General features: G+C 40.1%; 23 protein-coding genes and 2 pseudogenes. 2 read left to right on the forward strand and 23 right to left on the reverse strand.

Translation table 11 applies throughout. From position 1 onward, the window contains the following. Nucleotides 1-134 precede the first annotated feature (134 nt). From MSG38_RS08315 to MSG38_RS08340, 6 genes and pseudogenes are all read right to left on the reverse strand, one after another. Nucleotides 135-275, reverse strand: a pseudogene (locus tag MSG38_RS08315) (regulator); the annotation flags it as partial. A gap of 440 nt (nt 276-715) precedes the next feature. After that, the gene (locus MSG38_RS08320) at nt 716-2323 is read right to left on the reverse strand and encodes an ATP-dependent helicase (RefSeq protein WP_248401587.1); all 1608 of its coding nucleotides are present in this window, start codon (nt 2321-2323) and stop codon (nt 716-718) included. Nucleotides 2324-2325: 2 nt separating this feature from the next. Beyond that, the gene (locus MSG38_RS08325) at nt 2326-4038 is read right to left on the reverse strand and encodes an AAA family ATPase (RefSeq protein ID WP_248401588.1); all 1713 of its coding nucleotides are present in this window, start codon (nt 4036-4038) and stop codon (nt 2326-2328) included. A gap of 519 nt (nt 4039-4557) precedes the next feature. Next, nucleotides 4558-4764 carry an antitoxin Xre/MbcA/ParS toxin-binding domain-containing protein gene (locus tag MSG38_RS08330; RefSeq protein ID WP_248401589.1) on the reverse strand — a complete coding sequence of 69 codons (207 nt, stop codon included), beginning with the start codon at nt 4762-4764 and terminating at the stop codon, nt 4558-4560. A gap of 428 nt (nt 4765-5192) precedes the next feature. Beyond that, the gene (locus tag MSG38_RS08335; RefSeq protein ID WP_248401590.1) at nt 5193-6581 is read right to left on the reverse strand and encodes a DEAD/DEAH box helicase family protein; all 1389 of its coding nucleotides are present in this window, start codon (nt 6579-6581) and stop codon (nt 5193-5195) included. Continuing rightward, the gene (locus MSG38_RS08340) at nt 6575-7087 is read right to left on the reverse strand and encodes a hypothetical protein (RefSeq protein ID WP_282450368.1); all 513 of its coding nucleotides are present in this window, start codon (nt 7085-7087) and stop codon (nt 6575-6577) included. The genes MSG38_RS08335 and MSG38_RS08340 overlap by 7 nt, the downstream gene beginning before the upstream one ends. 114 nt (nt 7088-7201) lie before the next feature. Between MSG38_RS08340 and MSG38_RS08345 the strand changes: the two genes are divergently transcribed. Next, entirely contained in the window at nt 7202-7522 is a 321-nt protein-coding gene (locus tag MSG38_RS08345; protein WP_248401591.1) for a helix-turn-helix transcriptional regulator, read from the forward strand. Between the two features lie 371 nt (nt 7523-7893). On the opposite strand, the gene MSG38_RS08350 is transcribed toward MSG38_RS08345, so the two are convergent. The 17 genes and pseudogenes from MSG38_RS08350 to MSG38_RS08435 form a co-directional block, all read right to left on the reverse strand. Next, complete coding sequence (locus tag MSG38_RS08350; RefSeq protein ID WP_248401592.1) at nt 7894-8103, reverse strand: hypothetical protein; 210 nt, start codon at nt 8101-8103, stop codon at nt 7894-7896. Nucleotide 8104: 1 nt separating this feature from the next. Further along, complete coding sequence (locus MSG38_RS08355) at nt 8105-8626, reverse strand: hypothetical protein (RefSeq protein ID WP_248401593.1); 522 nt, start codon at nt 8624-8626, stop codon at nt 8105-8107. 109 nt (nt 8627-8735) lie between these two features. Beyond that, nucleotides 8736-10256, reverse strand: coding sequence for an SIR2 family protein (locus MSG38_RS08360; RefSeq protein WP_248401594.1), 1521 nt, complete (start codon nt 10254-10256; stop codon nt 8736-8738). Between the two features lie 121 nt (nt 10257-10377). After that, nucleotides 10378-11205 carry an abortive infection family protein gene (locus tag MSG38_RS08365; protein ID WP_248401595.1) on the reverse strand — a complete coding sequence of 276 codons (828 nt, stop codon included), beginning with the start codon at nt 11203-11205 and terminating at the stop codon, nt 10378-10380. A gap of 174 nt (nt 11206-11379) precedes the next feature. Next, the gene (locus MSG38_RS08375; RefSeq protein ID WP_248401596.1) at nt 11380-11724 is read right to left on the reverse strand and encodes a YadA C-terminal domain-containing protein; all 345 of its coding nucleotides are present in this window, start codon (nt 11722-11724) and stop codon (nt 11380-11382) included. A gap of 389 nt (nt 11725-12113) precedes the next feature. Further along, nucleotides 12114-12842, reverse strand: coding sequence for a hypothetical protein (locus MSG38_RS08380; RefSeq protein ID WP_248401597.1), 729 nt, complete (start codon nt 12840-12842; stop codon nt 12114-12116). 123 nt (nt 12843-12965) lie between these two features. Next, nucleotides 12966-13520, reverse strand: a complete 555-nt coding sequence (locus tag MSG38_RS08385; RefSeq protein WP_248401598.1) for a hypothetical protein — start codon at nt 13518-13520, stop codon at nt 12966-12968. A 291-nt stretch (nt 13521-13811) separates the two neighbouring features. After that, nucleotides 13812-14156, reverse strand: coding sequence for a hypothetical protein (locus MSG38_RS08390; protein WP_108167992.1), 345 nt, complete (start codon nt 14154-14156; stop codon nt 13812-13814). 56 nt (nt 14157-14212) lie between these two features. Next, nucleotides 14213-15157, reverse strand: a complete 945-nt coding sequence (locus MSG38_RS08395) for a restriction endonuclease (RefSeq protein WP_248401599.1) — start codon at nt 15155-15157, stop codon at nt 14213-14215. 384 nt (nt 15158-15541) lie between these two features. Further along, a complete protein-coding gene (locus MSG38_RS08400) occupies nt 15542-15967 on the reverse strand; it encodes a hypothetical protein (RefSeq protein WP_248401600.1) in 426 nt (141 codons plus the stop codon). 149 nt (nt 15968-16116) lie between these two features. Further along, nucleotides 16117-16527, reverse strand: a complete 411-nt coding sequence (locus MSG38_RS08405; protein WP_102501600.1) for a hypothetical protein — start codon at nt 16525-16527, stop codon at nt 16117-16119. After that, nucleotides 16524-18836, reverse strand: a complete 2313-nt coding sequence (locus MSG38_RS08410; RefSeq protein ID WP_248401601.1) for a hypothetical protein — start codon at nt 18834-18836, stop codon at nt 16524-16526. Before MSG38_RS08410 ends, MSG38_RS08405 begins: the two co-directional genes overlap by 4 nt. Before the next feature lie 11 nt (nt 18837-18847). Then, a complete protein-coding gene (locus MSG38_RS08415) occupies nt 18848-20548 on the reverse strand; it encodes a hypothetical protein (protein ID WP_248401602.1) in 1701 nt (566 codons plus the stop codon). Continuing rightward, entirely contained in the window at nt 20535-21809 is a 1275-nt protein-coding gene (locus MSG38_RS08420; protein ID WP_248401603.1) for a site-specific integrase, read from the reverse strand. The genes MSG38_RS08415 and MSG38_RS08420 overlap by 14 nt, the downstream gene beginning before the upstream one ends. Nucleotides 21810-21957: 148 nt before the next feature. After that, a pseudogene (locus tag MSG38_RS08425) lies at nt 21958-22299 on the reverse strand (MFS transporter); the annotation flags it as partial. Continuing rightward, entirely contained in the window at nt 22289-23401 is a 1113-nt protein-coding gene (locus tag MSG38_RS08430) for a phosphotransferase (protein ID WP_248401604.1), read from the reverse strand. The gene MSG38_RS08430 and the pseudogene MSG38_RS08425, both read right to left, overlap by 11 nt. Nucleotides 23402-23412: 11 nt before the next feature. After that, the gene (locus tag MSG38_RS08435; protein ID WP_048611915.1) at nt 23413-23697 is read right to left on the reverse strand and encodes a GNAT family N-acetyltransferase; all 285 of its coding nucleotides are present in this window, start codon (nt 23695-23697) and stop codon (nt 23413-23415) included. A 274-nt stretch (nt 23698-23971) separates the two neighbouring features. Here MSG38_RS08435 and MSG38_RS08440 point away from each other — a divergent pair, with 274 nt between their 5' ends. Then, nucleotides 23972-24718: a flagellar brake protein gene (locus MSG38_RS08440; protein ID WP_017065025.1), complete on the forward strand. Its 747-nt coding sequence runs from the start codon at nt 23972-23974 to the stop codon at nt 24716-24718. The last annotated feature ends 64 nt before the right edge of the window (nt 24719-24782 follow it).

The raw sequence follows: 24782 nt of genomic DNA on the forward strand, positions 1-24782 counted from the left end.
AGGACTGACTAATTCATACTAAACAGGATGGAGCTTCGCGCCAGTCGAAGTAACATTATCAACAATTAGCTTTAATGTTTGCTGATATGCCCTAGACTTTGAATTCGCCTTGATAGAACCATACTTTTCTAATGCTATTTCTTGATATTGGTTATCGCTCTCGCAAGGCCTAACAAGTATGTTGAAGTCTTTATCTCTAACTCTGATAGAATCCTCAGAAGCGCTATCCCTGCTAATATTTGTTGCGGCCTCACTACTTGGCCAATTGGCAGGTCCTTACTATCGCATAACTGATGACGTAGAGGAAAACCATTGGGAAAATGAACTTTGTTATCAAAGCGATTTCGTCAAGCCTTGACGCTATTGACTCCATTAGTCGCCGATTTCACTTCTTTCAGGGGGTGCAAGATGCCAACCTACAAAGATCCCAGTGGTAAAAAGCGCAAATACACAATATTTGACGCATATGACATCGAATATTTTCTCGGATAGTAGCTTACTCATACCTCCCATTTTATTGACTGAAGAAAGCTAGATTCCACCAAAACTCAGCTTATCCGAAGCGTGTACCTTAAAGCGCAGACTCTAACGCGCTTGTGGACAATTGTGTTTCAGGGGCTTTGCTAATTTAGCATTTCACGGATTACCTTGAGTATCACAAGACCTCTAGTAAAGTGGCCAAATTTACCCATCTTCTACAACCTCCACTACGCGCTTATCGTGTTAGGTCTGTATAGAGCCCTTTAATATTTGGTAACTCCATAAAAACAGAAGGAGCCCCATTTTTTAATTCTAGATTTGAGTTTAGCCTGCTAGTCGTTGTTATCAGAAAACAATGGTTAATCGCGCGTGTGACTCCTACGAAAAGCAAATTTAGCTCTTGCTCATAATCGTCAATTTCCCATGTTGTGAAATCATATTTGGGAAAAATGTATTGGTACAAGTCCATGATAAAAACAGCTTTAAACTCTAATCCTTTAGATTTGTGTACGGTCATTACATTTATCGACTCAGTAGTCGTATACATGTTTATGAATTTCTTGTTCTCAATCACTTGAGACAAAATCTCGAACTCTGTTTGCGCGAGTTCTGACTCTAGCAATAGTGGACATAGATTCTTGATGTATATAGCTAACGCTGATTGTTCGATATCCCGACATATTTTAATGACGTCAATTAGCTGAGACTTATGTTTCTGTGATTTCTTCTCACAATACTTTTCAACAATGTCAGTAGCACTCCAAGCTAGATCATAACGAAACTTTAATATGTCGTGACACATCTGAAGATGGGAGCTATTGGAATTGTGTAGTGGATTTTCTCTATAGACGACATGTGGCAATGGTAAGTGTTCGTCAAATAGCTCAAGACTGCTGTTATTTCTTACTAATATTGCAATATCAGAGTATTTCAGGTCTGTGTATTTCTCTCTTAACTTGTATACAATCTGCTCTATCTGTTTGAACGCATCTAGCTGTGTGCCTGTAAATCGAGCATGGTAAATCCTTTTATGGTCGCACTTGGTAAGTTGACTATTTGGCTCCAATAACCTGTTAGCGTAGTTAGTTATTGAAGGATGACACCTATGGTTTATATATATAGTATGCTTAGCGAAGTCGTTGCGTTCAGATAACTGCAAGAGATACTCAGGCTTCCCATCCCGCCACTTATAAATAGATTGATTTATATCACCTACTACTATGCCTTTTAATCCATAATTTAAAATCGATAGGAATAGTCGATGCTGTTCTGAAGACGTATCCTGATATTCGTCGATGTATATTGCTTTATACCGAGCTGCAATATAGCGTTGACAACTGTTTGACTTGCTTAAGACAAATTGTGCCAACTGACTAGTAAAGTTTAATAGTACTATTCCCTTCATGAATAGAAATTGTGATACTTCGATAAGATTGCTGGATATTTGACCGACATTATTTGCACCGAAGTTACTTTGCAGCTCATCCAATACACTTTGTGGCAAATCTTCAAACTTAATACACTCTAGCTCTTGATGGGGCATACTAAAAGCATGCCTGCCAAACGGGTATATTATTTCGGACAAGCAAAACTGATCTATTGTTCCTATAAAACTAGAGTTTGTATTGAAACAACCTTTAGCAATTTTCTGGGTGATTTCTTTACTAGCCTTTTTAGTAAATGTTATTCCGATGATACCTTGATACTGCGGGAGGCTGATTAGGTCCTGTTTAATTTTTTCTACTATGACAGTGGTTTTTCCGCTACCGGGACATGCAACAATCACCATGTTACCAGCTTGTGCTATTGCATCTTTTTGCTCAGTTGTATATTCAAAGCTCATCCTTATAACCCTTTTGCTCGTTCAATCGCTTGGAGTAAAGGCTTTGCTAATTCACCATTCTCAATTTTGGCTAAAGATGACCGATACCGACTAATAAACTGACGCATATTGATAGCCTTACTAGACTTTAAGTAGTTGATAGCTTTGAGCTTATCGTTGCTTCCAGAAAACTCTTCCATTTCCAACGCAAGTTCGTCATAAAGGTCTGTTTCTAGGTCGACTCTAGCTACGAACAAACCTCTAGGGTTTAACAGCTTGCTGTAATCTTTCCACACATCTGAACTTGCTATTGATTCTGGAGTTTCATCAAGTCCAACTCTTGCTATTGGAGGTATAGGAATAGTCATATTGGCAATCTCTATACAGCGATTAAAGCCAGCTAGTGTTCGTTCATCTTTATGCGGAACTTTGGAAACATCATTATCAGTACGCACGACATAGGGGATACCCATAGCGGATAAAATCTGGGTATAAACCTTAAATTGAACGCCATCAACGGAAATTATGGATACATTAAAGTAGTCGAGACATTTATCGATCTCTTTTGACATTTCTTGGTACAGTAACTTTTCTGAAGGCCCTTCAACTAATAGCACGCAAGAAGAAAAAAAGGCTTCAGCAGGCAAAATACTCATTCGATACCCAAGATCATCCCATGCATCATTTATACACTGTGAACACCCCTCTGATGCAGCGACGCTAGTATCTTTATCTATATACAAACGAATAATAGAGCTTGGTTTAAATTGCTCTACTACTTGTGGCGAATGGGTGGTGATTAGTACTTGACCGCATAAAGATTCATTAAGGTATGAGGCTAGCCTTCTTTGTTGATGAGGGTGCAAATGGGCCTCAGGTTCTTCGACACAATAAAATGTAACGTGATGTTGAGGATCATATTCGCGTTCACTTTTCGCTTTCCATAACGCCAACAAGATTTGATTGTCTCGACCATCACCACCTAACAATAATGGTGCTCCATTTTTCTCGGCGCCAAGTTGAAGATTATCAATAAATTGTTGAACTTGTATCGCACCAGTATCTAAAGTTACTCGATAGCCAGAGTTTAGGTGAGAAAGAGACTTAAGCTCTTCATTCACCAAGCTAGTTGATTGTCTAACGTAATTAAGGTTTTTTATTTGGCTATTTATAGTAGTCAAACTTTTTGAAATTAAAGAGGTATGAGTATCATCATTTTTAACTTCTTGCTCTGGTCGTTCTTCTTTTGCGATCTTAAGGAGATGTTTCTTTTCTGATTCGATAAACCTTTTCAAATCTCTTCTTGATTGGACATACTTTAAACTTATAGCCTTAAGATAAAACCGAGAATTCGCTTCCTGTAGATCATCCATGCTACTACCTGTAAGTATTTGATAGTCGCCTGACAGTTTTGCTCTAAAAGAGAATACGGTAGTGTCATCTTCAGACACATGTCCTCTCAAAATCGAACGAGCTGAATCTTCGCAAACGTTCTTGAAAAATAGATTTACTTCAAAGTCAGAAACTTGCTGACCATTTGAGTCAATGTAAAAGTCTGTCGTTTGCGGTTCAATATCGCGCTCGGATAGAGACCGATCTAAAAGTAGTCGAAGTGCAAAAATAAGGTTTGTTTTACCAACGTCATTTGCACCCAGAATAAGTGTATTTGCGTTAAAGTTTATTGTGCTTCGAGAAAAATTTCTAAACCCAATCAGCTCTACTTTTTCGATTTCCATCAATATTCTCAATCAGTTGCTCTGCAATTATTATGATATTAACCCCTTTTTTTGATGAGGGATATCTAGAATCGAAATAACTAAGGGTGTCATTGAAAATGCGCCAAAAAGATTCAAACAACATTTTGAGTATACAAGTTAGTTGATAGCTCAAACGCATATGCGTTGGTCGAATTTACCCCGTGATACACCACGGAGATTTACAATGCACCCCATTAGATCAATGGATAACTTTTAGTAGGGCAAAGCCCATGAACAGGATGTGAATGAGTAAAAGGTCTACCAAATAATGGGGCAAAGGCGACTTACGAAACAACTTGTTTCGCATTTTTGCAAGGCCCTCTGCAAAATTTAGGTATTAAAATTTGTCCAACAGGCTGTTTGGACAATTCGGGCATGTAAGGGTTGTTGCAAACTCTGCAACTACTGAGGATTCCTCGGTAGTTGTTCACTAGCTAATCCTATGGTTTTACTGTGGCTCCTGAAACGTTTGGGGGCAAAAGTTTGTAGCAACAAAGCTCACGAAAACACTCCATGCTCTAAACGGCCAATCAAATTGAGTACAGCCTTGGTATCTTCGGCTGTCGAAAGCATATCAATTGGTCGTTTGTTACCAAGTCCTCGAACTGGGTGCTTAAGCCAGTGATTAGCAGCTTCTTCACTACCAAACAGTGCTAACGCAGCCTGGAATACTTGATCAAAATTCTTTTTGGTTTCTTTATTCACCTTAAACTCCGCCCAAATTTATATGATAGGTCCTCTACACCATACCTACATCAGGAAAAGTTGGTCAAATAATGATTAGCGAACGGATAGATAGTAATGAGCTCTGCAATAATTGGGCAAAGACGATTTACGAAACAACTTGTTTCGCATTTTTGTAAGACCCTCTTGCAAAATTTAGGTATTAAAATTTATCCAACAGGCTGTTGGACCATTGGGCCATGTAGGGGTTGTTGCAAACTTTGCAACTACTGAGGATTCCTCGGTAGTTGTTCATTAGCTAATCCTATGGGTTTTACTGTGGCTCCTGAAACGTTTTGGGGTATTTTTGAGCTAGCAGGATTTACTAGCTCTTTCAGACCAGAAGCAATACAGGGTCGAAATTCTGAATTTATATTGAATCAAACGAGTTGGTAAAGTAATAGGCCTACTCAAGAAGCCAAAAATGCCGATATTACCCGCTGTCTAAAAGTTCCAAGCCGAAGCTCATCAAATGCGCCAAATGCGCCAAATGCGACATCAATATTCTCAGTGTTCCTTGTCGTGCTATTCCATACAAGCTTAGAGCTAAGTCCTCCTCGCTCTTCTAGCAGCCCCTTTTCGCTCAGACGGTTGCGCTTAGTATCTGGCTCGGCTTCTGCAAACTTTTCCCACTTTGCATATATACACGACTCAGGGATATCTTGTTCAATCCTTTCTGCATAGTCAATCAAGCTTTGTTCAGCAAAGGTGAATAACCACGCTTGTTGATTTGTCGCGCCGTTCACACGAAGAATTCGCCCGAGCACCTGTCTGAAGTACAATTCGGTTTTGACTGAACTCATGTGACAACACACTTGAAGGCGCGGAATATCGGTCCCCTCACTAATCATTCCAACGCTAACAATCCATTGAGTATCGCCTCGTCTATAACGTTCAATCTCTGCTAAAGGCTCTTCATGCCGATAGGTCACTATTGAGACCGATTGAGCATACTTTTCAAAAAGTACCTTTTTAATTGTTTGTGCATGCTGAACTGATGCAGCAACAATTAACCCTCCAGCCGTCGGGGATCGAGAACGGATTTCTTCAAGCTTTTTGCAACCCAATCCAAGTAAGTACTCCATTGCATCTTCATTATGAATGATGCTTTGATATGAGGCCTTGGTCTGCTTAATCATTTCCAATATTGAAGAAAAAGACTCCACCTTCTCATCGTTCGTCACGGTCAAATGTTCATTATCAACCAAAACAATCTTAGGGGCTCTGCAAACCTTATCGCCGATTGCTTGTTTTAACGTGTATTGATAATCAACCAAAAGCATTCCGTCAGGATCGCTGTACTGTCCCAACACTATCGGCAAAGAGTCTGAACGCCACGGAGTCCCTGAAAGAGCAAGGGTATACGTTGCGAGTCCTTGAATCTTTGCAAGGACTTGTTGCCCCCAAACATTCGCATTTTCAATCTCTGTACCAGAGCAGTGGTGTATCTCATCAAAGACCACAAAAACTCGATGATTTCTTAGCGTCAGCCAAAACTCCTCATTTAGAAATTGAATCGACTGATAAGTGAGAGATCGTCCAATAGAACCTAATCCTCCATTAAAGGTACAATTAAGAATCTGTGAAAAGGTTTTCTTTATTCCGCTTGAAATAGTTAAAGAAGGTGAGAAACATAATACAAGGTCGATCTTGTCCTCTTGCATCAACCTTGAAGCGACCGTCGCAGCCAGTACCGTTTTTCCAGCCCCTGGAGTTGCTTGGCAGAAGAAGTGCTGCTGGTTTGAGCTGTATTTCTGTAATGCCTTCTCTGAGCATTGTGCCTGCCATGGCCTTAGCACGACTGGTTGTCCTCACAAAGTGTTTTGAGAACACTGGTGAGTACATTCACTCTTCCTAACAACTGCGCTGAATGCTCTCTTGCTTGCTCAAGAAGTGGAAGCAACCTCGGCTCGAGTTCAGGAAAGCGGCTACAGAGAGACTGATACTCATTAATCTCCCCAAAAACAATCTCTAGCTCACCTTTGTACTGATTGCGTTCGTGTCTTAATACCGAGTAATCAGACGAGGTGGAAAAAGTAACCTTAGCTTTGTCTGATGCAGTATCGATTTGAAGGCCTTTAAATAAGTCTGTTTGAAAGTATCGTTTCTGCTGCCCCGCCCCTTCAACTCGAAGCAAATTGTTCTTCACCAAACGAAGGAGCTGTCGATAAACCTTACGACGAGCATCATCCAAATCAACATAGGAGTCATCAATCGAAACAAATGCATCTCTTAGCTCAACAACTAAAAAACCATCCATCTCTTTTTCAATCAATAAGTTGTGCATTTCATCACTGATTTTCAAAGAACGCTTCATGTACCGCATATACCACTAAAATACTAAGGATTGCTTAGTATACAGAAATCAGTAAAACTAAGAAAATCTTAGTTACCGTGAGATCAGAGACATGAAACTCAAGTGCCATTCGAAAACCCAATTCCAGTGCGGCTCAAAGAAGCCCGCAAAAAAGCAAACCTCTCTCAAAAAGCATTGGGAGTACGTATAGGTATGGATGAAAGCTCTGCTAGCCCTAGAATGAATCAATACGAGAAGGGTAAACACACCCCAGATGTACAAACCTTAAAGCTATTGGCCGATGAACTAGGTGTGCCTTTAAGTTACTTTTTCTGTGAAGATGCAAGCGCCGCAGAACTAGCATGTATTGTTTCTCAAATGACAGAGAGTGATAGGAAAGAATTAATTTCATCATTGCTAGCCAAAAGTAAACGTGAAGTCTAGTTGCATATTCAGACTTAGATTTGGTCTGCGGAATGACTAAATAGGTACTATTTAGAATCTTCCTTTACTGTTTCTTGTTGGCAGAATTCAAAGTCGCTTGATGAGCACACATGTATGATAATTCACTGGTTTCTATTGGCGCTAGAACGTTTCTGGACATTTCTGTGTCAGTGTTTTTGCTAAATTAGCAATTCATGAATAAATACAGGTATGGAAAGTCATTAACTTGGTGCTCAGCGTGAATAAACCAGTTCAAGGCGCAATGCCCCTCGATTATCATCGAATAATTTACTTAATAAAGTGGCTTTGGGCTTGTTCAACACTCGGGATTTATTGTTGGCTGCGCAACACCTAAATCCTTATTTGTATGTTTATTTTCTTGGCCACGGATTATCAGGTTCAACGTGTATCATAGGTTTATCATCAGAGCCTTTCCCTTGACTGTGTCCACTACCACTTGGACTGCCCCGCCAGTGTCCTTTGTCTGAATCACCATGAGATGCTTTACCACGCCAAGCACCTTCTTTATCGCTACCCTTCGTGGAGCCTTTACCTACGCCGTTACTATCTTTTTTTGCCATTTCAGATACCTTTGGGAACGAAGAAGTTTTCAGGTGGATAAGCTTTGATAACTTCATCAATACACGTTGTTTTTACAGTTTTATTCTCGGTACTTTCAGGAGATTTGCTGACTAGAGTCGCATGCTTTTCCATAATTTCATTGAACTTATCTATGTGAATTTCATTGTATTTCCTAGCCGTACTGATACCAACTTTTAGTTGCATCAATTCATATGACAATGCTCGATATTCACTGAGAACCTCTTCATATAGACGCACTCTTTTTGTAATACCTAGAATTGGCTTCGCAACAGATATAACTGCGGAGATAACCAAAAATGATTGCCAAAAATGACCGGCTAGACCTTCATTCCATAAAGTCAGACTAGCTATAGCAGATGTCGAGGCTGTTGCAGCAATAGCGAACTCCATGAAATTATTAATTCGCACATATTTTTGGAGCCTGTATCCAAAGTATTTCTCATTTAACTTTGCTGTTCGTAGCAAGTCATAAACTTCCCATACTGGGTGATCCTGTCTCAAGTTACCTCCTGTAAACATGTAGCCGCGTTAAGCAGACTAAAATGGTGGGTTATAATGTGTAGCGAAGCGAAACCTAACCCACTGTTTTAGCCACGTTTTAAACGTCTTGCTAGCTTTCGTATTTGGATACCCGTTTAATAATGTCTGGAATTTCTTCATACGATTCGTACCAAATTATGGTAACCCCTAGCTCTTTCATTAATTCTTCATTAAGAGTGTGGTGCCTATCTAAAAATTTTTCTGCTGACACGACATTTTCTATTTTAGATACAGTTTTACCCTTTTCTTTTTCAAAGCAAAACTCTTTTGATGATAGCCGCTTCATAAATGCAAAATGCTTGCTTCGCTCAATGTTTTTAGATGAAATTTCAAGCAATCTGCGGAGGTTTGGATCTGTCATAGACAAGCCGACCATTAGACAGGTATTTTCCCTAAAAGAGTTTAATTGCACTAAGTTAGACCAATGGTAAGAATCAGAATAAATCTGATGATAACCCTCTTCGGAAAAAACTAACGTAGAACCATCCAAACCATCAAATGACTTTCGGTCTTCAGGCAAAAAACCATGAACATGATAAATGGGTAACTCATCAGGATCATAGCTTTCGTTGTCAGTGTATATACAGCGATGATGAATCGCATTGCTTGATAACTGCCTTTCAATCAAATCGTCAAAATTATAGGTGACAACTGATTTCACTTTAGCCCCAGTCCTTCTTGGCAGACACATTGCAGCTATTGACTTAATTAACTCGGAGTCTATTTGGAAATTAGAGTTACGCAGTTTATAAAGGTTTTTGGTCACAGCTTCGATAAATAGCTTTGCTTCACCATCTCTCTTTGAAAGACCTTTTCGCAAATATCTTGCAGCCATTAATGCAGATGGTTCATCGATACTATTCAGCCTTTGTACAAGCTCACCGATATCGTTTTCCCCAATTGCAGTATCACCATCAAACTCTTGAGTTAAATAAGTAACAAAAAGAGAGTTTAATAATGTATTCCAATCCGGCATGCCTGCGCTACTAGAAACCCCTGCCCCTAGAAATAATGAAAATTGACCTTTTTTATAAAACTGTTTTAGGTTCTCTATTATCTCTTCGCGCTCTTGCTTCCAATCCCTTATAGGCTTAGATATCGCAGATGAAAGTCTTAATGCAAATAAGTTATTTGCTATTTTGTTCACTACTCTTCTATTTCTTGCCGCAATTTTATTTAACTCTGGAGGCCCCCAAAAAGTGACTTTAAATGGTAGGTTATTGCGTGATAATTCGTCGTGAAACCTATGAATTACATTTTCAGGGATTGGTTTAGCCGAAATCACTAAAAGATTAGAGAATTTGTGCTCAACATATTCATTTAAAAATTGATGAGATAACTTATCTAAAAATCTTCTTATTGAGCCTGTAGCAAGGTTAAATTTTATCTCAATAACTGTTGGCCCATCAAAAGAATCAAAACCTTCTGGCGCAATAGCATCACCAAACCTAGATGGTTCGGTCGATATGAGAAATCTCTTTTTTTGACTTTCAATGTGGTGTTTAAATAAATGCTGGATAAAAGTTTCAAACGAATAGTAACTTTTAGGCCCTCCCTCATCTATCCCTGAAATAATATCATCAATAATCATTGTTCGACTCATGTCCTTAGAAAACTAACGCCAAGCTAACTTGCCCGAAACCGTGGCATAGACTTTTGCGAAGCAAAAATGCCATGCGTTTTGGGTCACTGTTGAGCGCCTTGTTAGCACTTTATTTACCGCGCTTCTCATCCCATGTTTCTAGAACAAATAGCGCAAGTGTATGTGCCGAATGTATAGCTAGCCTAGCGTGCCTTGGTTTAAGTTTATAAGTTTTACGACCTTCACCATGAGCTGAGCTTGCGTGAGTTCTAAAAGCACCAATACCGTCAACAATTGACAAAATACCGGATAATACTCTTTTAAGGTCATCATCTTGCACAAGCTTAGTATCAAACCCTAAGTCAGACCTTACAACTTTCCATACGTTTTGAAGGTCTTGTTTTTGAGGCTGAGGCAAGTTCTCGTCAGCAATATAAACTTTAAAAATTGATTCGAGAATATTGCAAGCAGCTGAAACAGCTTCTCTTGGTTCAGAGTTAACGTTGTCTAATGCTCGGTTAAATTCAGCTTCAATTGATGGGATATCTCTACCTTTAATTAACTCAGATAGTGATTTACTTGGTGCTGAACTACCATCAGAAATAATACCACCAGTTAAATAAGTTAAATTACACCTATCTAAAACCGCTTGAAGCTTTACTTTAAGCTCTTGTTTCTGATCTACAATATTTACACCCCAAAGGACTTTAGTGTTGTCCTCCTCTTCCGGCAATTCCATATATGTTTCAATCAGTTTCCCTAATACTTTTAGTGGAAATTCTGATTCTTTGTTTATACGGCGTAACCAAGCTTGGGTTTTAACTGGCTTAGATCCCTCTGGCGGGTCACCAGGAGCATCAGCATACAAAAATAGATTATCTAAACCTGCATGAGACTCAATATTGTATAGAGTGTCTGACAGTACAGCGATTATTGGAGCAGGAATTTCTTTTCGCATACTACCTCGGATTATGACTTAAAGTGCTAACGCCCTGTTAAGGTGTGAGCAACGCAATACCGAAGCCGCCGCATACCACCTTAAACGCTAAACGCAACGCATAGAATAGCAAAAATGCCAAGCGTTGCGAATCACTCTTAAACAGATTGTTATGTGTGTACAATCAACTCAATATCACACTACTTGCTTGCCATATACATATAGCTTTGGTTTATCTCGGCTACAAACAAGCTTGATACCTTCACCAAGCGGTATTTCTATTTGCTCGACATTTCCTAAGCGTTGTCCATTTGGATAATAACCACACCCTAAGCTCCATGCCTTTCTACCATTAGCATGGTAGCCAACACCTAAACTGTATGCTTTTCTGCCGTTATCATGATATCCAACACCTAAACTCCAAGCTTTACGACCGTTTGCATGATATGCAACACCTAAACTCCAAGCTTTTCTACCGTTAGGGTGATAACCAACACCTAAGCTCCAAGCTTTACTACCATTTTCGTGATAAGACAGCATAAGATTCCCCTTTGTTCTAAAACCATATGATCACCACATATAATATGTGGTTATTTATCTGAATTTAAAGGGGAAGCTTTAAGCACATAACATTTTAATATCGTGCTAGCACGAATTAATATATTCAGCATACCTCACCCCCTTTCCTAACCAACTGAAAAATATGAATATAATTCAGATTGGCTCTAGTTTCTAGTTGAAAACCGTGCAAGCACACATTTCTTCCGATTCAAGGCACGTTATCAATCAAAACCGAGTCAGTTATATTACTAAATTAGAATGTAACGGATTAGCTCACGTATGGAAAAGTAACGCCCGCAATAAGGTGTGCCAACTCTGATCTAGCCAAGCACACTGAACTTCAAACCAAAATTGCCGAGTAAAATGCATCACCTTGATTGCATTGTTGAATTTGTTCCATCTGGCAGTTTAATTTCTAGTTTCTCGTTAAATTCAGCGGGAGTTGTAAGCATTGTAATATCGGATAAATCCCCAATCTCCAAGGTATACGGGCTTGGCTTTTCTCTCTGAGTATCGATCTTAACTCTATACTCTCGTTGCTCTCTGAACATACTACGTTTTTGATAACCCAACTTATCTTCTGGCATCGGGCCATGGAACTCATGCTCATTAAAGTAGTCCACTAACCCCAAATTTCCTTCAAGACCTAGAGTTTCGATAGCTACCTCACAGCGATTTATAAACTCAGTCACATTGAGTACAACAACACAATACTTTCCTAGCCCAAAACATGACTCATGTAGCTCTAGGGTCGTTCTAAACTCTTTAATCGTGTCAGCAGAAATATATTCATGACCCCGACTATTTAATGAATAAATACAAAACACATTTTGAGATAGTAAATGGTCACCATGAACAACAATCGGGGCGGCTAGTTCGGAAGATGGAATTGAAATTTCACCAAAAGTTATTTCGCCAAGCTGACTAGGCTGATACATAGCAATGATGCCTTCATGATCATCACCTCTTAACTCGCCTGATTCATCTCGATATTCTTTAAATGATTTAATTGTATTCATGAACAATTTCCCGTTCACGAAATCTTCTGCATGTTCCTTCTTCTCAAATAACTTAACGAATGCAAATATTGTCGCCATTTTACCTCCTAATGCATAGCCTTGCTAAGTTGCAGCTAACGACCACGACACTCAAGCAAAGACACCTCAATGACTTAACTCAACCAAATTCGCCAAACGTTAGCTGTCGACTTGAGCAATTTGTTAACTGGCGATACTCTCGATTGCATGGGCACTGTTCAATGCCAAGTCAAGATAGCGCTCGGCTTCATCTTGAGAGATGGCGAAATCTGGTAAATGACTAGCTTTATTACGAAGCTGTCTAAGGCTATTAATTACTTCGAGGCTATTCGGGCTGAAATTTCCAGTGCTTGCAAGGTGTTCGAGTATTAACTTCGGGTTAGTACGTTTTATTGTAGTGCCAGTGGTTAGGTCATTTTTCACTGCCGCAATTTCAATTAGCGTCCAAGCCTCGACAATAGCTGCACGTGGAGAAATTTCAGCCAAGCGATAGAGTCTTTCCTTCTGGCTTAACTCCTCTGGTGTTGGCTCACCAACCACCTCTTTAGTCTGTTCTAGCTCAGAAGCCTTCTGTTCAGCTTGTTGCAAATCAAGACTAAAGTTAATTTCAGTTTCACCATGTTTTAGAGCAGTAAGACGAGCTAACAACCCTCTTACCTCCGCACGAAATAAATAGCCCAGCCACACGACGGCAACTGGCCACGCCAAAGCTTTTATAATTTCTACAATATGTTCCATATTCATCCTAGCCAGTTAACGCTTTGTAGACGGACTTTTCCGGCTTTGCATTCCGTCTATGTTGCTGCCATTTATTATGAAACTCAACTGGTATCAACCTGTTATGTGAATCGGCATATAGTTGTGGGGGCGAATTACGAAAAAATTCCGTATAAGAGAACAAAGCACGGATTAGATTAACTTGGTCTATTGGTGTACTGATCAGATGTTCCGTTTACGGCTTCTGTGAAGGGTTGGGGCATTATCGTGTTACAAAATGCCAAATATAACGGTTCTTAATATGACTTTCCGTTAAGCACTTTTAGCTACAGATCTAACAGCTTTAGCGATAGAAAATGGTCTTATCTCGTCATTGGAGAAATGAACCTTATAACAAGGGTGTGTTACCCATACCCCATTATTTTGACGTCTCTCGTAAGCAACACTGAAAGCTGTAATTAAACGACCATTTAGCTCATAACCAGGTGAGTTATCACAGTATCTTACATATACATCTTTGAGTGCTTCATATAGCTCTCCCGCCTGAATTAATCCGCTTGATAGCTGTTCTTCCTTCTGATCGGTGAAGTAGCTTATCGCGTCTCCTTGTTTCTTAAATAACTGCCCTGCAATTGTCACTGGTTTTGCTTTGCCCATTAATATGATCCCCTTAAATCCCGTTAGTCTGTCTTTAGCGCCTTGTATGGCTAATTTTAAACTTTGAATACCATTTCAGGTGCGTACTTCAAAACAAACCTAGCGACGTCTTCACCTGCCATTAAATCTATTTGCTTACCTATTTTGTCGCTCAAACTCTGCACTGAAGCTTCTAAGCTTTCTGTGCTTAAAGCTGTTGTAATTATAATCCCAGCATTCGCTTCATAAACTTTAATCGCCTCTTCAATTTGTGAGACAGCTTCGAGAGAATAATGACTTCCCTCAAACGACTTCACTTGAACTACGACTTTGGTTTCAAAGTTTAGGTTTTTGAACGTGACGATTAGATCGGCACCATGATCAGTCCCCCAACCAGACCCATTATCCTTAACATCGACAACGCCTTCTACTTTGCGAAATACTTTCGCTAAGTAGAGCTCTAAATCCTTACTTTTGTTCATTTGTTGTATCGAAGACGTAATTTCAGCAAGGTATGCTTTCGTCTTTTCTTTAAGGTAAAACTCACCTTTTGACTCTCGACTCAAGTCAACGCTGTTGTTTCGTAAATTAGTAATGGATTGATGAAAATCTTGCTCTTCGTACACTCGGTGATACCTACTTCTAGGTCGTAGGTTTACGGAAGGTAAGACATTGTCATTTCGTCTAGAAAATACACATATAGTCGTTGAATCTACAGGAATTGAATGTCTAAAGTCAGTACCATGTGTACTTTTAACCCCTTCATCAAATTCATAAGTACCAACTACTTTTACAGCAGTGCACTGTCCCCACTCGGGAGTGTTTATATGAACGATCCAATCATTCGGTTGAATTTCTAGTAAGAATTGTTGTTTAGAATGCCAGTCTGACCATTGCTCTAGCAATAAGTTATGTTCATCTCTCTGTGACCAACCAAATCTAGATTTACCATTTCGAACAGATTCAAACACCAATGATCTATTTGTTGAATCGTCAACCTTACTAAATGCCCAAACAGCCATATACACTCCTACTGAACTTATTCGCCGAATGCTTTATAGACGGAACATTTCCGTTTTTTGAATCAGCTTATCTTGCGCTCGCTCATTATGAAACTCAACAAGTATCAACATGTTGTGTGATTGTGTTAAACCAATTGAGAAGGAACTACGGACACAATCTGTATAAAACACCACGTCCTAAAGGATTAGCTCTAGTAAGTCAAAATTCACAATACGGCTTGGAGGATAGCTTTGGTTCTAACTTGAAAACGGGCAAATACGTGTTTGCCGAGATCGGCGTCAGCACGTCTTTGGACAAAAGAATCTTAGAGTATTGGTTCTCACATGCGAGATTTAGATTAGACAATGTATCTTGAAGCCCTCAACGTTTGTTATGATTACGATTTAACCAAAATCACGTGTTACTTTTTCAAACTGACGCATGACAGGTGTTGGCTGAAAACCAAGCTTCCGATAATTCTCCAAGCATGACTTTAGAACAATGAAGCTTTGGAATTGAAGATCAATATCGATCATTGTCTCCTCACCCTTGTCGTGGTGTTTGATTATGTTCCTAGACCAATTCCTTTCTCGAAGAATGATATTCGTTTTAGGGGTATCCTCTTTACGCCATTCTGCTTTGAAACGCTTAAACATAACAAAGAAAGTACTATAAGGCTTTGAGTTTATTGCTTCCACTAACCCCTCACTCAAACTTTCAGCACTACCAGCTAAAGTAAGAGAACATATGTATTCTTTTTTCAGGTATAGCGAGCATGCCTTGTTTATCTGAATAAGCAATATTGTATTTTTATCGATTTTCTCTTTCATATACCGTCCTAAAAAAGTAGTTATAGCGCTTTGCTAAGGGGCAATTGACTGTTGGCTAAACTTGCGCGAAGCCAACAGTCAATTGTTTTTTGAAGTAGATTCAAGTTCAAATGTTCTATTGTGCTTTCTGCCGTCCGTTTGCCATTGAGCTAATCCACCTCTTCGAATAAACATGAGACATTCAAGTTTGGAAAACTGGAGGCATTTACAATAACTCTTTCGATCATCTCTTGCGCTAATTCATAATCACTTTTATAGATATCTCGCTCTGCGCGGCATCGAGCAAGTTCCTCACGAAGCTTTTTCACCTCATTGATGTCTTTTGATGTAATCGATGAGTCATCAGTTAGAATCACTCCTCGAATTTGATTTTTCTTAAATCTAAAATCTGAATAAATTGATGGGTATGTATTGATAATGGTGGTTTTTGTTACTTTAATACCCAAATCATTAAAAATCGCTTCAAGTAACGCATTCCAGGTAAACTTTGCGCCAGTCCAGTTGTGAATAAGAGTTCTCACCTTCATCACTTCATCTTTATTTAAGGCTTTAGCACTCATGTAGATATACCTTTGCTTTTCAGAAAGTCAGTCAAAACGCTCTTCGGTTTGCTCTCTATCTTAGACAATTCATCAATCTTATCGCTAAGCTCCTGTTTGAAATCAGGTAATTTTCTAATTATCTCACCAAGGCTAATCCGTTTAGTGATGTCATATAATTCAAAACGGATATTGGTCTTTCGAAACCCCATAAAACGAATTAAAGCTCCATCTTCAATCTCGGGAGACATCATTAGTCCAAGTAATTCATGATAAAATGCAAGGCTTTCGGTCTTTTCCATAAATTGAAGCTTAGATAACTCACTCTTATGAAGGTTCTTTTTTTCAATAACCTGTTCTAACCACATCTCTTGTTGAGCTATATCACTTTTCATAGCAGTAATGGCAGCTTTGCTACCTTTGCAAAACGCTGCTTTTGTACAGTCAGCGCAATGATATTTGAAGTCCGATAAATGGGTGCAAGGTGATTCGGATAAGTCCTGCAAACAAAGCCCAACTCCCGTATCTGTTGCAGCCCTTTTTGTAAGCTCTTGGTACGCATTGGCTGTGATCACATTTGAGTGTATGTAGGAATAATCCTTATCTTGGTCGGTATGCCTCGACATTCTAAATGCGATTTCGTCATTAGTTAAGTGATCATAGTCAGCGTTAGTTCTTATATCTACGCGCCCAGAAGCAATTGCGATATGCTCGTCACTAACTTCAGACTCTTGATAAATCGTATTGCTATAGTGCCGGATCATATGAGGGGTTATCCCATATACTTCTGCGGAATAGCCATTGGATGTAAAAAATAGTCCAGCATTACAATGATTACATTGAGATATAGCGGTTCTAAACACTCCAGCATATTCAGTAGAGTCAATTGCAAAAATCGATGTGGAGAGCGGCCACGAACCTTTAGAGTTCAATTGGCGGCCAGTAAATATAGTAAGCGCATCCTTTAGTAAGACTAGGTTGCCGTTAGCATGAAGCCGGTAGGGGAAATTAGGGCGCATCTTCTTTAAATGAGCTATAAACTCTTGTTCAAGTTGTTTGGGGGTTTCAGCAGCAGTGATGCGTTTAATTCGTGGATTTTTATAATCACCAATAGTAAGCCCCAGTAAAGCAAATTTTTGTGACAGACTTTGGAAAGGGGCTTTAGAGTCCACACTGAATGGGTATCCTTTTATCTTTTTTAAATGAGAAGTGACGCTTTCAGGAAGCTCTTCGTATAGTCCCAATAAACTGCCCAACGTCCATAAGTCAAGAGGTTTTTCAGGATCAACGCCTTTCCAATCGTCTATTTTAATCCCAAATAAAATATTGTTCGCGGGTAAGTCTTGGTTTTCATAATAACGGGTCAAAGCTCTAGCTGGTGCGCCAGATTGGATTAGAAAATGAATAGCTTTTTCAACAAATGGAATTAGAGGACCATGAACATGCTTCTTATTTACACCAAAACCTTTTGATCCAGGGAAGGTTAAATTATAAACCTCTTGACCATCACTAGACTCTCTGCTGGATAGTGAATGCATAGTAAGGTAGGGATTTTCCGCAGCAAATCGCTGTGTGGCCGCAAGACTAAGCATATAAGCACTAGCAACATATCTATTTCTGGTATTTTCATAAATATCTATTTCTTGATCGGTTTCTGGCATGATTTTCTGAAAAATAGATAGTGCTACAGCAATATCTTCGTCGGAGGGCATTTTTTTATTTAACCTCCTCGACACTTTTGCAAGGGTGCGATCTGGTGCGACTGAAGCTAAAGGCTTGAACAGTAAAAGGTCATCAATTGCACCGACAGACTGCAATGTTTTTATTGCCGCCAGAATTTTGCTCTCTTCGACATATTCTGAATTAGGTTTTAATGAGCCATCCATAAGCCAACTCATAAAATCACGATGCTTAGATGGCGTATATTGATAAATTTTTAAACTCTTTTCCTGCATCCACCCAATCCATTTTTGGAAATAGTGGCAATGCTCTTTAGGCACGAAGTGATAACCCGCTTTCTTCCTCTTCTCCTCGATAAATACGGTCAAAGCTTTACAAATATCATGATAATAAGAATGAAAAAGAGCATTTTCTTTTTCAGTAAGCCGAGCGAACTGCTTGTGTGTCTTAATCATTTCGTTTGGATATAAGTATCTATTGAAAATAGATACGCTGTGTCTCTTGAGGTTTCCAGCTTCATGGAAGAAGAACATATCGCTCCACGTTGCTTGAGTAGAATCCTCTGCATCCTTTACGGCAAAAAAATGAGACGGTTTGTTTTTTTGTTCTTCTATGAATTTTTGAAGCGCTGACTCATAGTGATTTATCATTTACAATACACCTATTCGTTGTTGCTAAGAGCCTTTAAAGCCAGATCGCAATAATGTATTGTTGCCGCTATTTTATGCATCTGATGCTCTAGCATCGCTAACTGGAGACCAGTATAACCAGCCTTTTTTTTGGCCTTATGCTTAGCCTTTACTATCGTGTAAAAATGTCGGTGATTGCCTGTTGCTAAAGGCTTAAAGCTATGGCATCCATAACACGATATAGGTTTAGTTTGAGAGCACCCTTTGCACATAGGTAGCGAGGCTGATTTTCCTAACTCCCCAGCATCTAGGTCTTCAATTGCTGCCTCATTCTCTTCAATACTGTTAGATATACGCTTTCTTAGTTCTTCGGCAAATACGCCAGTTGCAGCAGCCACAAGAAAGCCTGAGTCTGTTCGCTTGTTATCTATTTCAGCCTGTACGTCTGGGGGGATATCTATATAACTTTGTTTCACAGCATCTAAAGTGGAGTGCGTTAAGGATGCGGCAATCTGTTCTACGGGCACTCCTGCGGCACTTTGAACAGTACCAGCGTAATGCCTTAGCCTTCTTGAGTTTACGGTATATTCACTATCAGGGAGTCTGTCAGAACACGGTCTGAGAGTGGCTATTGTTCCAGCAATCAACCTCATTGCGTATGATTGACTCATAAACCAAGATGTATTTTTAACAGATTTAACAAATGCATGCTTGCATTCGTATTTCTTTGCTTCATTGAATAGCACTTCATTAATAACGAGCGGAAGTTCAATCATTAATGCGATTATTTCATCATCACTCATGTCAAAAGATGACTCGTGGACACTCTGCTTTAATAGGGCGAAATATTTTTCATAAAAGACTTTTAACTCCTGAGAAAACTCAAGAGAGACCGGAAATGGGCTGGCTACAGGCCTTACTGGTTCATCATCTTTTTGCTTAACGTAGCGAGGAAAGAAATAACCTTCTCCATTGAAAAGGAACGGCGCAGATTCGAAGTTATTCTGGGTGAAGTGAGACCATTTGATTATGCGTATTTGTTCTGGTCTCAGGTGGTAATTTATTGCAAGCCTCAATCCCACAAATTGATTTAACTTACCTATGTAAGTAATGCTCCCAGCTCCTTTTCCAAAACCGCTTCGCCAGTTTTGAAAGCGACTCTCATCAAGAACTACGGATGCCCAATCATTAAGCTTTATGACTAAATCAGTCATTTCGTAGCTGCTTAATGAGCCTGTTCGAATATCCCAAGGATCTCTTTTGGGACGCTTAAGACTGTATTCTTTCAAGGCGTTGTTTACGTGAGTATACTTTCGGGGGTTTAGACGCGCCAGTGAAGAAAAAAATGCTCTAAGGTGGATTTTTTTTGAAAGAGCAGAAGAGCCTTCAACTGCCGAAGTTACACCTTCAATATCGAGGCTCTTAAGCGGGATGAGAACTATGGCATAAAGCATGTTTAACACATACATTCCTTTACTAGCCAACATTGATAATGTTTCTCTAACGACTAGTTGTTCATCGAATGTAAGCTCGCTTTCATCAAGTATAGAGATAGGCACGAAGTCTTTAGCGCTATATCCGCTTCCTGTTTTCCATTTATCTGCATAAATATTATTTTCAAAACAATGCCCGGTATTTTTATCCATTGTGGTAAAAATTGCTTCATTGCCTTTTCGAGCGATTTCTTCATTGAGGCGCTGACTAATCGAAATTGATTGTCTACTTCTTGGCATCGTACATTTCCTTCTGGTGCTGCAAATTCACCTCTCCCATTCTCTTAACTGTTTCAAGTCTCGCGTACAATTGTCCCATTTGACTATTCCGTGACCAGCCCATGCCCTCCTTTCGCATCTTTTCTTTTTCATCAGCATTGAGGTTGTTGGCTTTTGCAATATCGTCGAGGTCCTTATTCCAGTGATGGCGAAGGCGGTGAGGGTGGATATGGAACCCAAGAACCTCTGTCAGCTTTTCAAAAATTTTGTTGTACGAGTTAAGTGATAAAGGAACTCCAGCGCTGTGATTGCGGCCACTTTTTTCCGCTACAAAAACAAACTCATGCTCACCTGCTGCCTCAAATCTCAATCTTGAGTTGTCGTAATGCTTTTTAATATCAAGCACTAGTTCAGATGGAAGAACCGCTATGTGCTCACGAGTTTTATGTGCTGCGCTGCGCTTACGAGAATCACTAGGGTCATTAGGAGTACGTTTCATGTACAATTTATTGCAATCGCCGCTAAAGTCGAAATCGCCTATCTTTATTTTAGCGACACCAGAACGCCGGAGTCCTGTTGCAATGATTACCCAAATAATAAGAAAATTCCTCAGCTTACTTTTTTGGAAAGGGTTGTTTGGGTTGTCAGGTTTGATTATTTCGACAAGTTGATCAAATTGGTTGTCTGTAAGCGGTTGTTTCAGGACGCTTGCATGAGCATGCGCTTTTGAGCGTCTACGCTTAGAATTACGCAATTTGTTAAGGATATCCTCTAGGTTGTACTGTTGCTCAATAGTTGGTTTTTTGATGTGATATTTAAAAACGAATTGTAAGTATTGATAAGCGATATCAATACGCCGATTGAAAGCTTCAGAACCTATCGGCTTCAAGCTCTTATTGCTTCCGCTATACATAACCTGATGAAGTTGCTTTTCGCTAAAATCTAAAGATCGCACACTGCCTTGCGAGTTACTTCGGCTAACCACGTAATGTCCAGCATCGACAGCTCTAAGTTTAGATGCCGATATATACAAGTTTATTTGCCATAATGACGGTAACTGACCGCACGAAACAAGCCGCTCAACATCAACATTCATTAGTGACATCAATTTAAGAAAATGGGAAAGAGCATACACTCTGGCTTCGTTAGATGCGTCCGATCCACTTTTAATAGAGTGGATGAATAGAGTCCGCTCAACTCCAGGGAAATGGGAGTCGTCCAAAAGAGCAAACATAGTCTTGCCGTTTGACTTCTTTGAGCGGAAAAACTTTAAATTTGTCATGCAACCAACATTTACGATTATTTTTTATGACATATCAATAAAATTAGTAGGGGAAAGAATGGCCGTCAAGGTATGTGTGTCATTTAAATCTTGGTTTTTATGGTTTTTTTTCTGAATTGACATTTACGTTTTTAGTTGCGGTTTAGTTATAGTGGAAACCCGTCGACATCAAAATAGTGGTAAGCAAAAGGCCTGTCAATGAAGGGAATAAACCGGTAATCGCGGTGCCCACAGTGAGCATCGCCAGCGATATCAACATGAAGCGTTGCTCACGAATGAATGCCAACACAAACACCACGGTAAACGCCAAGAAGCCCGGGATCTCACGCACACTTTGCAGTAAGCCAATATCCGCACCATCAAAGTTCGCTTTCTCGATCACGAAATTATTAAGCAAAGCCATCCAGCTCGAAAACGCGATAGGTACAACAATCGAAATCAGTAATAAAAAGTTTTGCGGCGTTTTCCAGCTCGCGGTTCTATCGAACATTGACGGACTCCTGTTCGTCTAATTGAGTGAGCACTCGTAACGTCAACTGCTCAGTATAAGGATTAATCTTCCAATGCTCAGGGCTCCAGCCTTTTACGAAGCGTTGGAAATCGGCCCACGCCACGTAAAACATTGGCCGCCATGTGGCTTCTACCACATCGAATGAAAGCTGTGGTTGATAGTGCGCTAATGCTTCTTTCAAGTGCTGGAAGTAAGCATCTAGTACTTCTGATTCAAGCTCTGCACAATCTTGCGGCCTCACCGCACTGCTCATAAACAGAGCCACATCTTTCATCGCACAGCCGAGACCCACATATTGGAAATCGACCGCAGCTGCGCGCTCGCTTTCCGAATCAAAACAAAAGTTAGCGAGCTTGGCATCGCCATGGACTAAGGTTTGATATGGACACTCTTTGAGTAAACGGTCGATGTGCTTGGCTTGGTTCTTCAATGGTAAATCAGCCAAGGCATTGAGCTCATCAGGACGTGTATCTAGATGCCAATATGTGCCAACTTGCCACAATGATGATGACTGTTTTTGATTGATATTGATGTGCTTTGCGTGAAAGTTAGCAAGCCATTTAAGGCAAGCATTACGTTGTTTTTGCTCTTCTCGTGTGTAACTAGATGCCTGATAGTCAGAAGCAGCAAGCACATCAAACTGAGAGGTTAACGGAAAACCTATATCCGCTAAGTCTTGCATCACAATTAGCCACTCATTCTCTTCTAGTTCACATTGCAGCCCAACAGGTACAGGGCAGCGCTCATCCCATTGTTGGGTGAACGACTGATACCAAGCCGTTTCCACTTGGTAAGAGTGTACCTTTCGTTGGTGAGAGAGTTTGGTGTTCCAGCCTCTGGGGTGTTCAGCTTTATCTGGCAACGCGACATGTTTAACAATCACACTCTTGAGTTCAGCACGGCTTGCTTGAGAAAAGACCAAGCGAACTAACTCGCCATATCCACCCCATAGGCGTTGAATCACTTGGACATCAAATCCTTCATGACAACCCAATGAGGTCGCTATTTTTTGATAAAGCTGATTTTCTCTTGAGCTTGCTGTAGCTTGAGCTCGATTATTCGACGATATTGATTGAGACATATTACTCGTTGTTATGCTTTATCGGATAGAAGATGTGACCACTGTGTCTGCCTATTCATGTAGTGAACCACATAGCTACAAACCGGCACAATTTTGAAGCCCGCTTGTTCGATTTCAGGCAATACCGACTCCATCATCACCTTACCAAAGCCCTTGCCTTGCAGTTCATCTGGAATGCGTGTCGACGTGATATGTAGTACATCTCCGTCCTTTTGATACTTAACGACCGCGAACTGGTTGGGTTCTAGCTCTACCGTGATCTGGTTCACTTCTTGATCCCATTTTACTGCCTGCATTCTCAACTCCTGCAAATAATTGATACGACAAACAATAAAAGTTTGAAGTATGAGTTCCTTGTAATAGACTAACGCAAGTGCATATAAATAAAACTAAGTACTTACAAACACAGCAAATAATTCAGTGCAATCGGCTTAATATAAAATCAGCAATGATAAAAGGCACTCTATAAATCTATGTGAGTACGTCCACTTAATCTAGCACGTAATAACCCCTTGTTAGCAAGTTACCAATATAACTAACAGACGCATGTTGGCGCATGGAGAACATATAATGAACGCACCCCTGAAGAAGCCTTTGGAGCATAATCAGGCACTTCAAGACCCTCGTAATCGCACCGTTTCCACCATCAATAGCACCGATGCACTGGCCATGATTGAGCACGGCAGTGAGCTGACATTAAATGTCTCGACTCCCGTTGGTACGAAGTTTCTCGCCACCACCAAGTTTATCGGTACGCACAGTGATAACTGTATTGTGGTTGAGGTTCCCGAGGTATCCAATGAAGATCTGAACTTTTTCTTTCAAGAAGGTTTTTGGATGACTGCTCGTGCGTATTCTCTACGAGGTGAAGGCGCGCTTATCCACTTTAGAAGCCAAATTCATCATAAGATTGGTGAACCCTTCCCTATTCTTGTACTTTCAACACCAAGCACGATGCAAGTGACTCAGCTGCGTAAAGAAACACGCTATGAAGTGAATCTGGCTTCAAGAATAATCTTCAACGACCAGCGAGCAAACTGTGAGATAAGAGACTTATCGAAAAGTGGTTGTCGTTTCGTGACCTCACCGACCTCTCGTGCGATTCAGATTGCAGATCGAGTGTCTATTGAGATAACCCCTGAGAACTACAACGGACCACTGATTCCGCCATTGCGAGGCATCGTCTGCAATCTACAGAAATCGACGCACTACGCTCGATACGGTGTTGAATTTGATGATATTGGCCGAGCTAACGCCAAACACTTATTGGCAAAACTGAAGTTCGATGGCACCAAGCTCTGCTTGCGAAACGGGTAACGCCTTTTAAGACGCGACTTTCACCGAATACCGTAATCCGGCCAAAAACGAATAGCTCACTAGC

Source organism: Vibrio sp. 1CM24A (assembly GCF_023161725.1).
In the GTDB taxonomy this organism is placed as follows: domain Bacteria; phylum Pseudomonadota; class Gammaproteobacteria; order Enterobacterales; family Vibrionaceae; genus Vibrio; species Vibrio coralliirubri.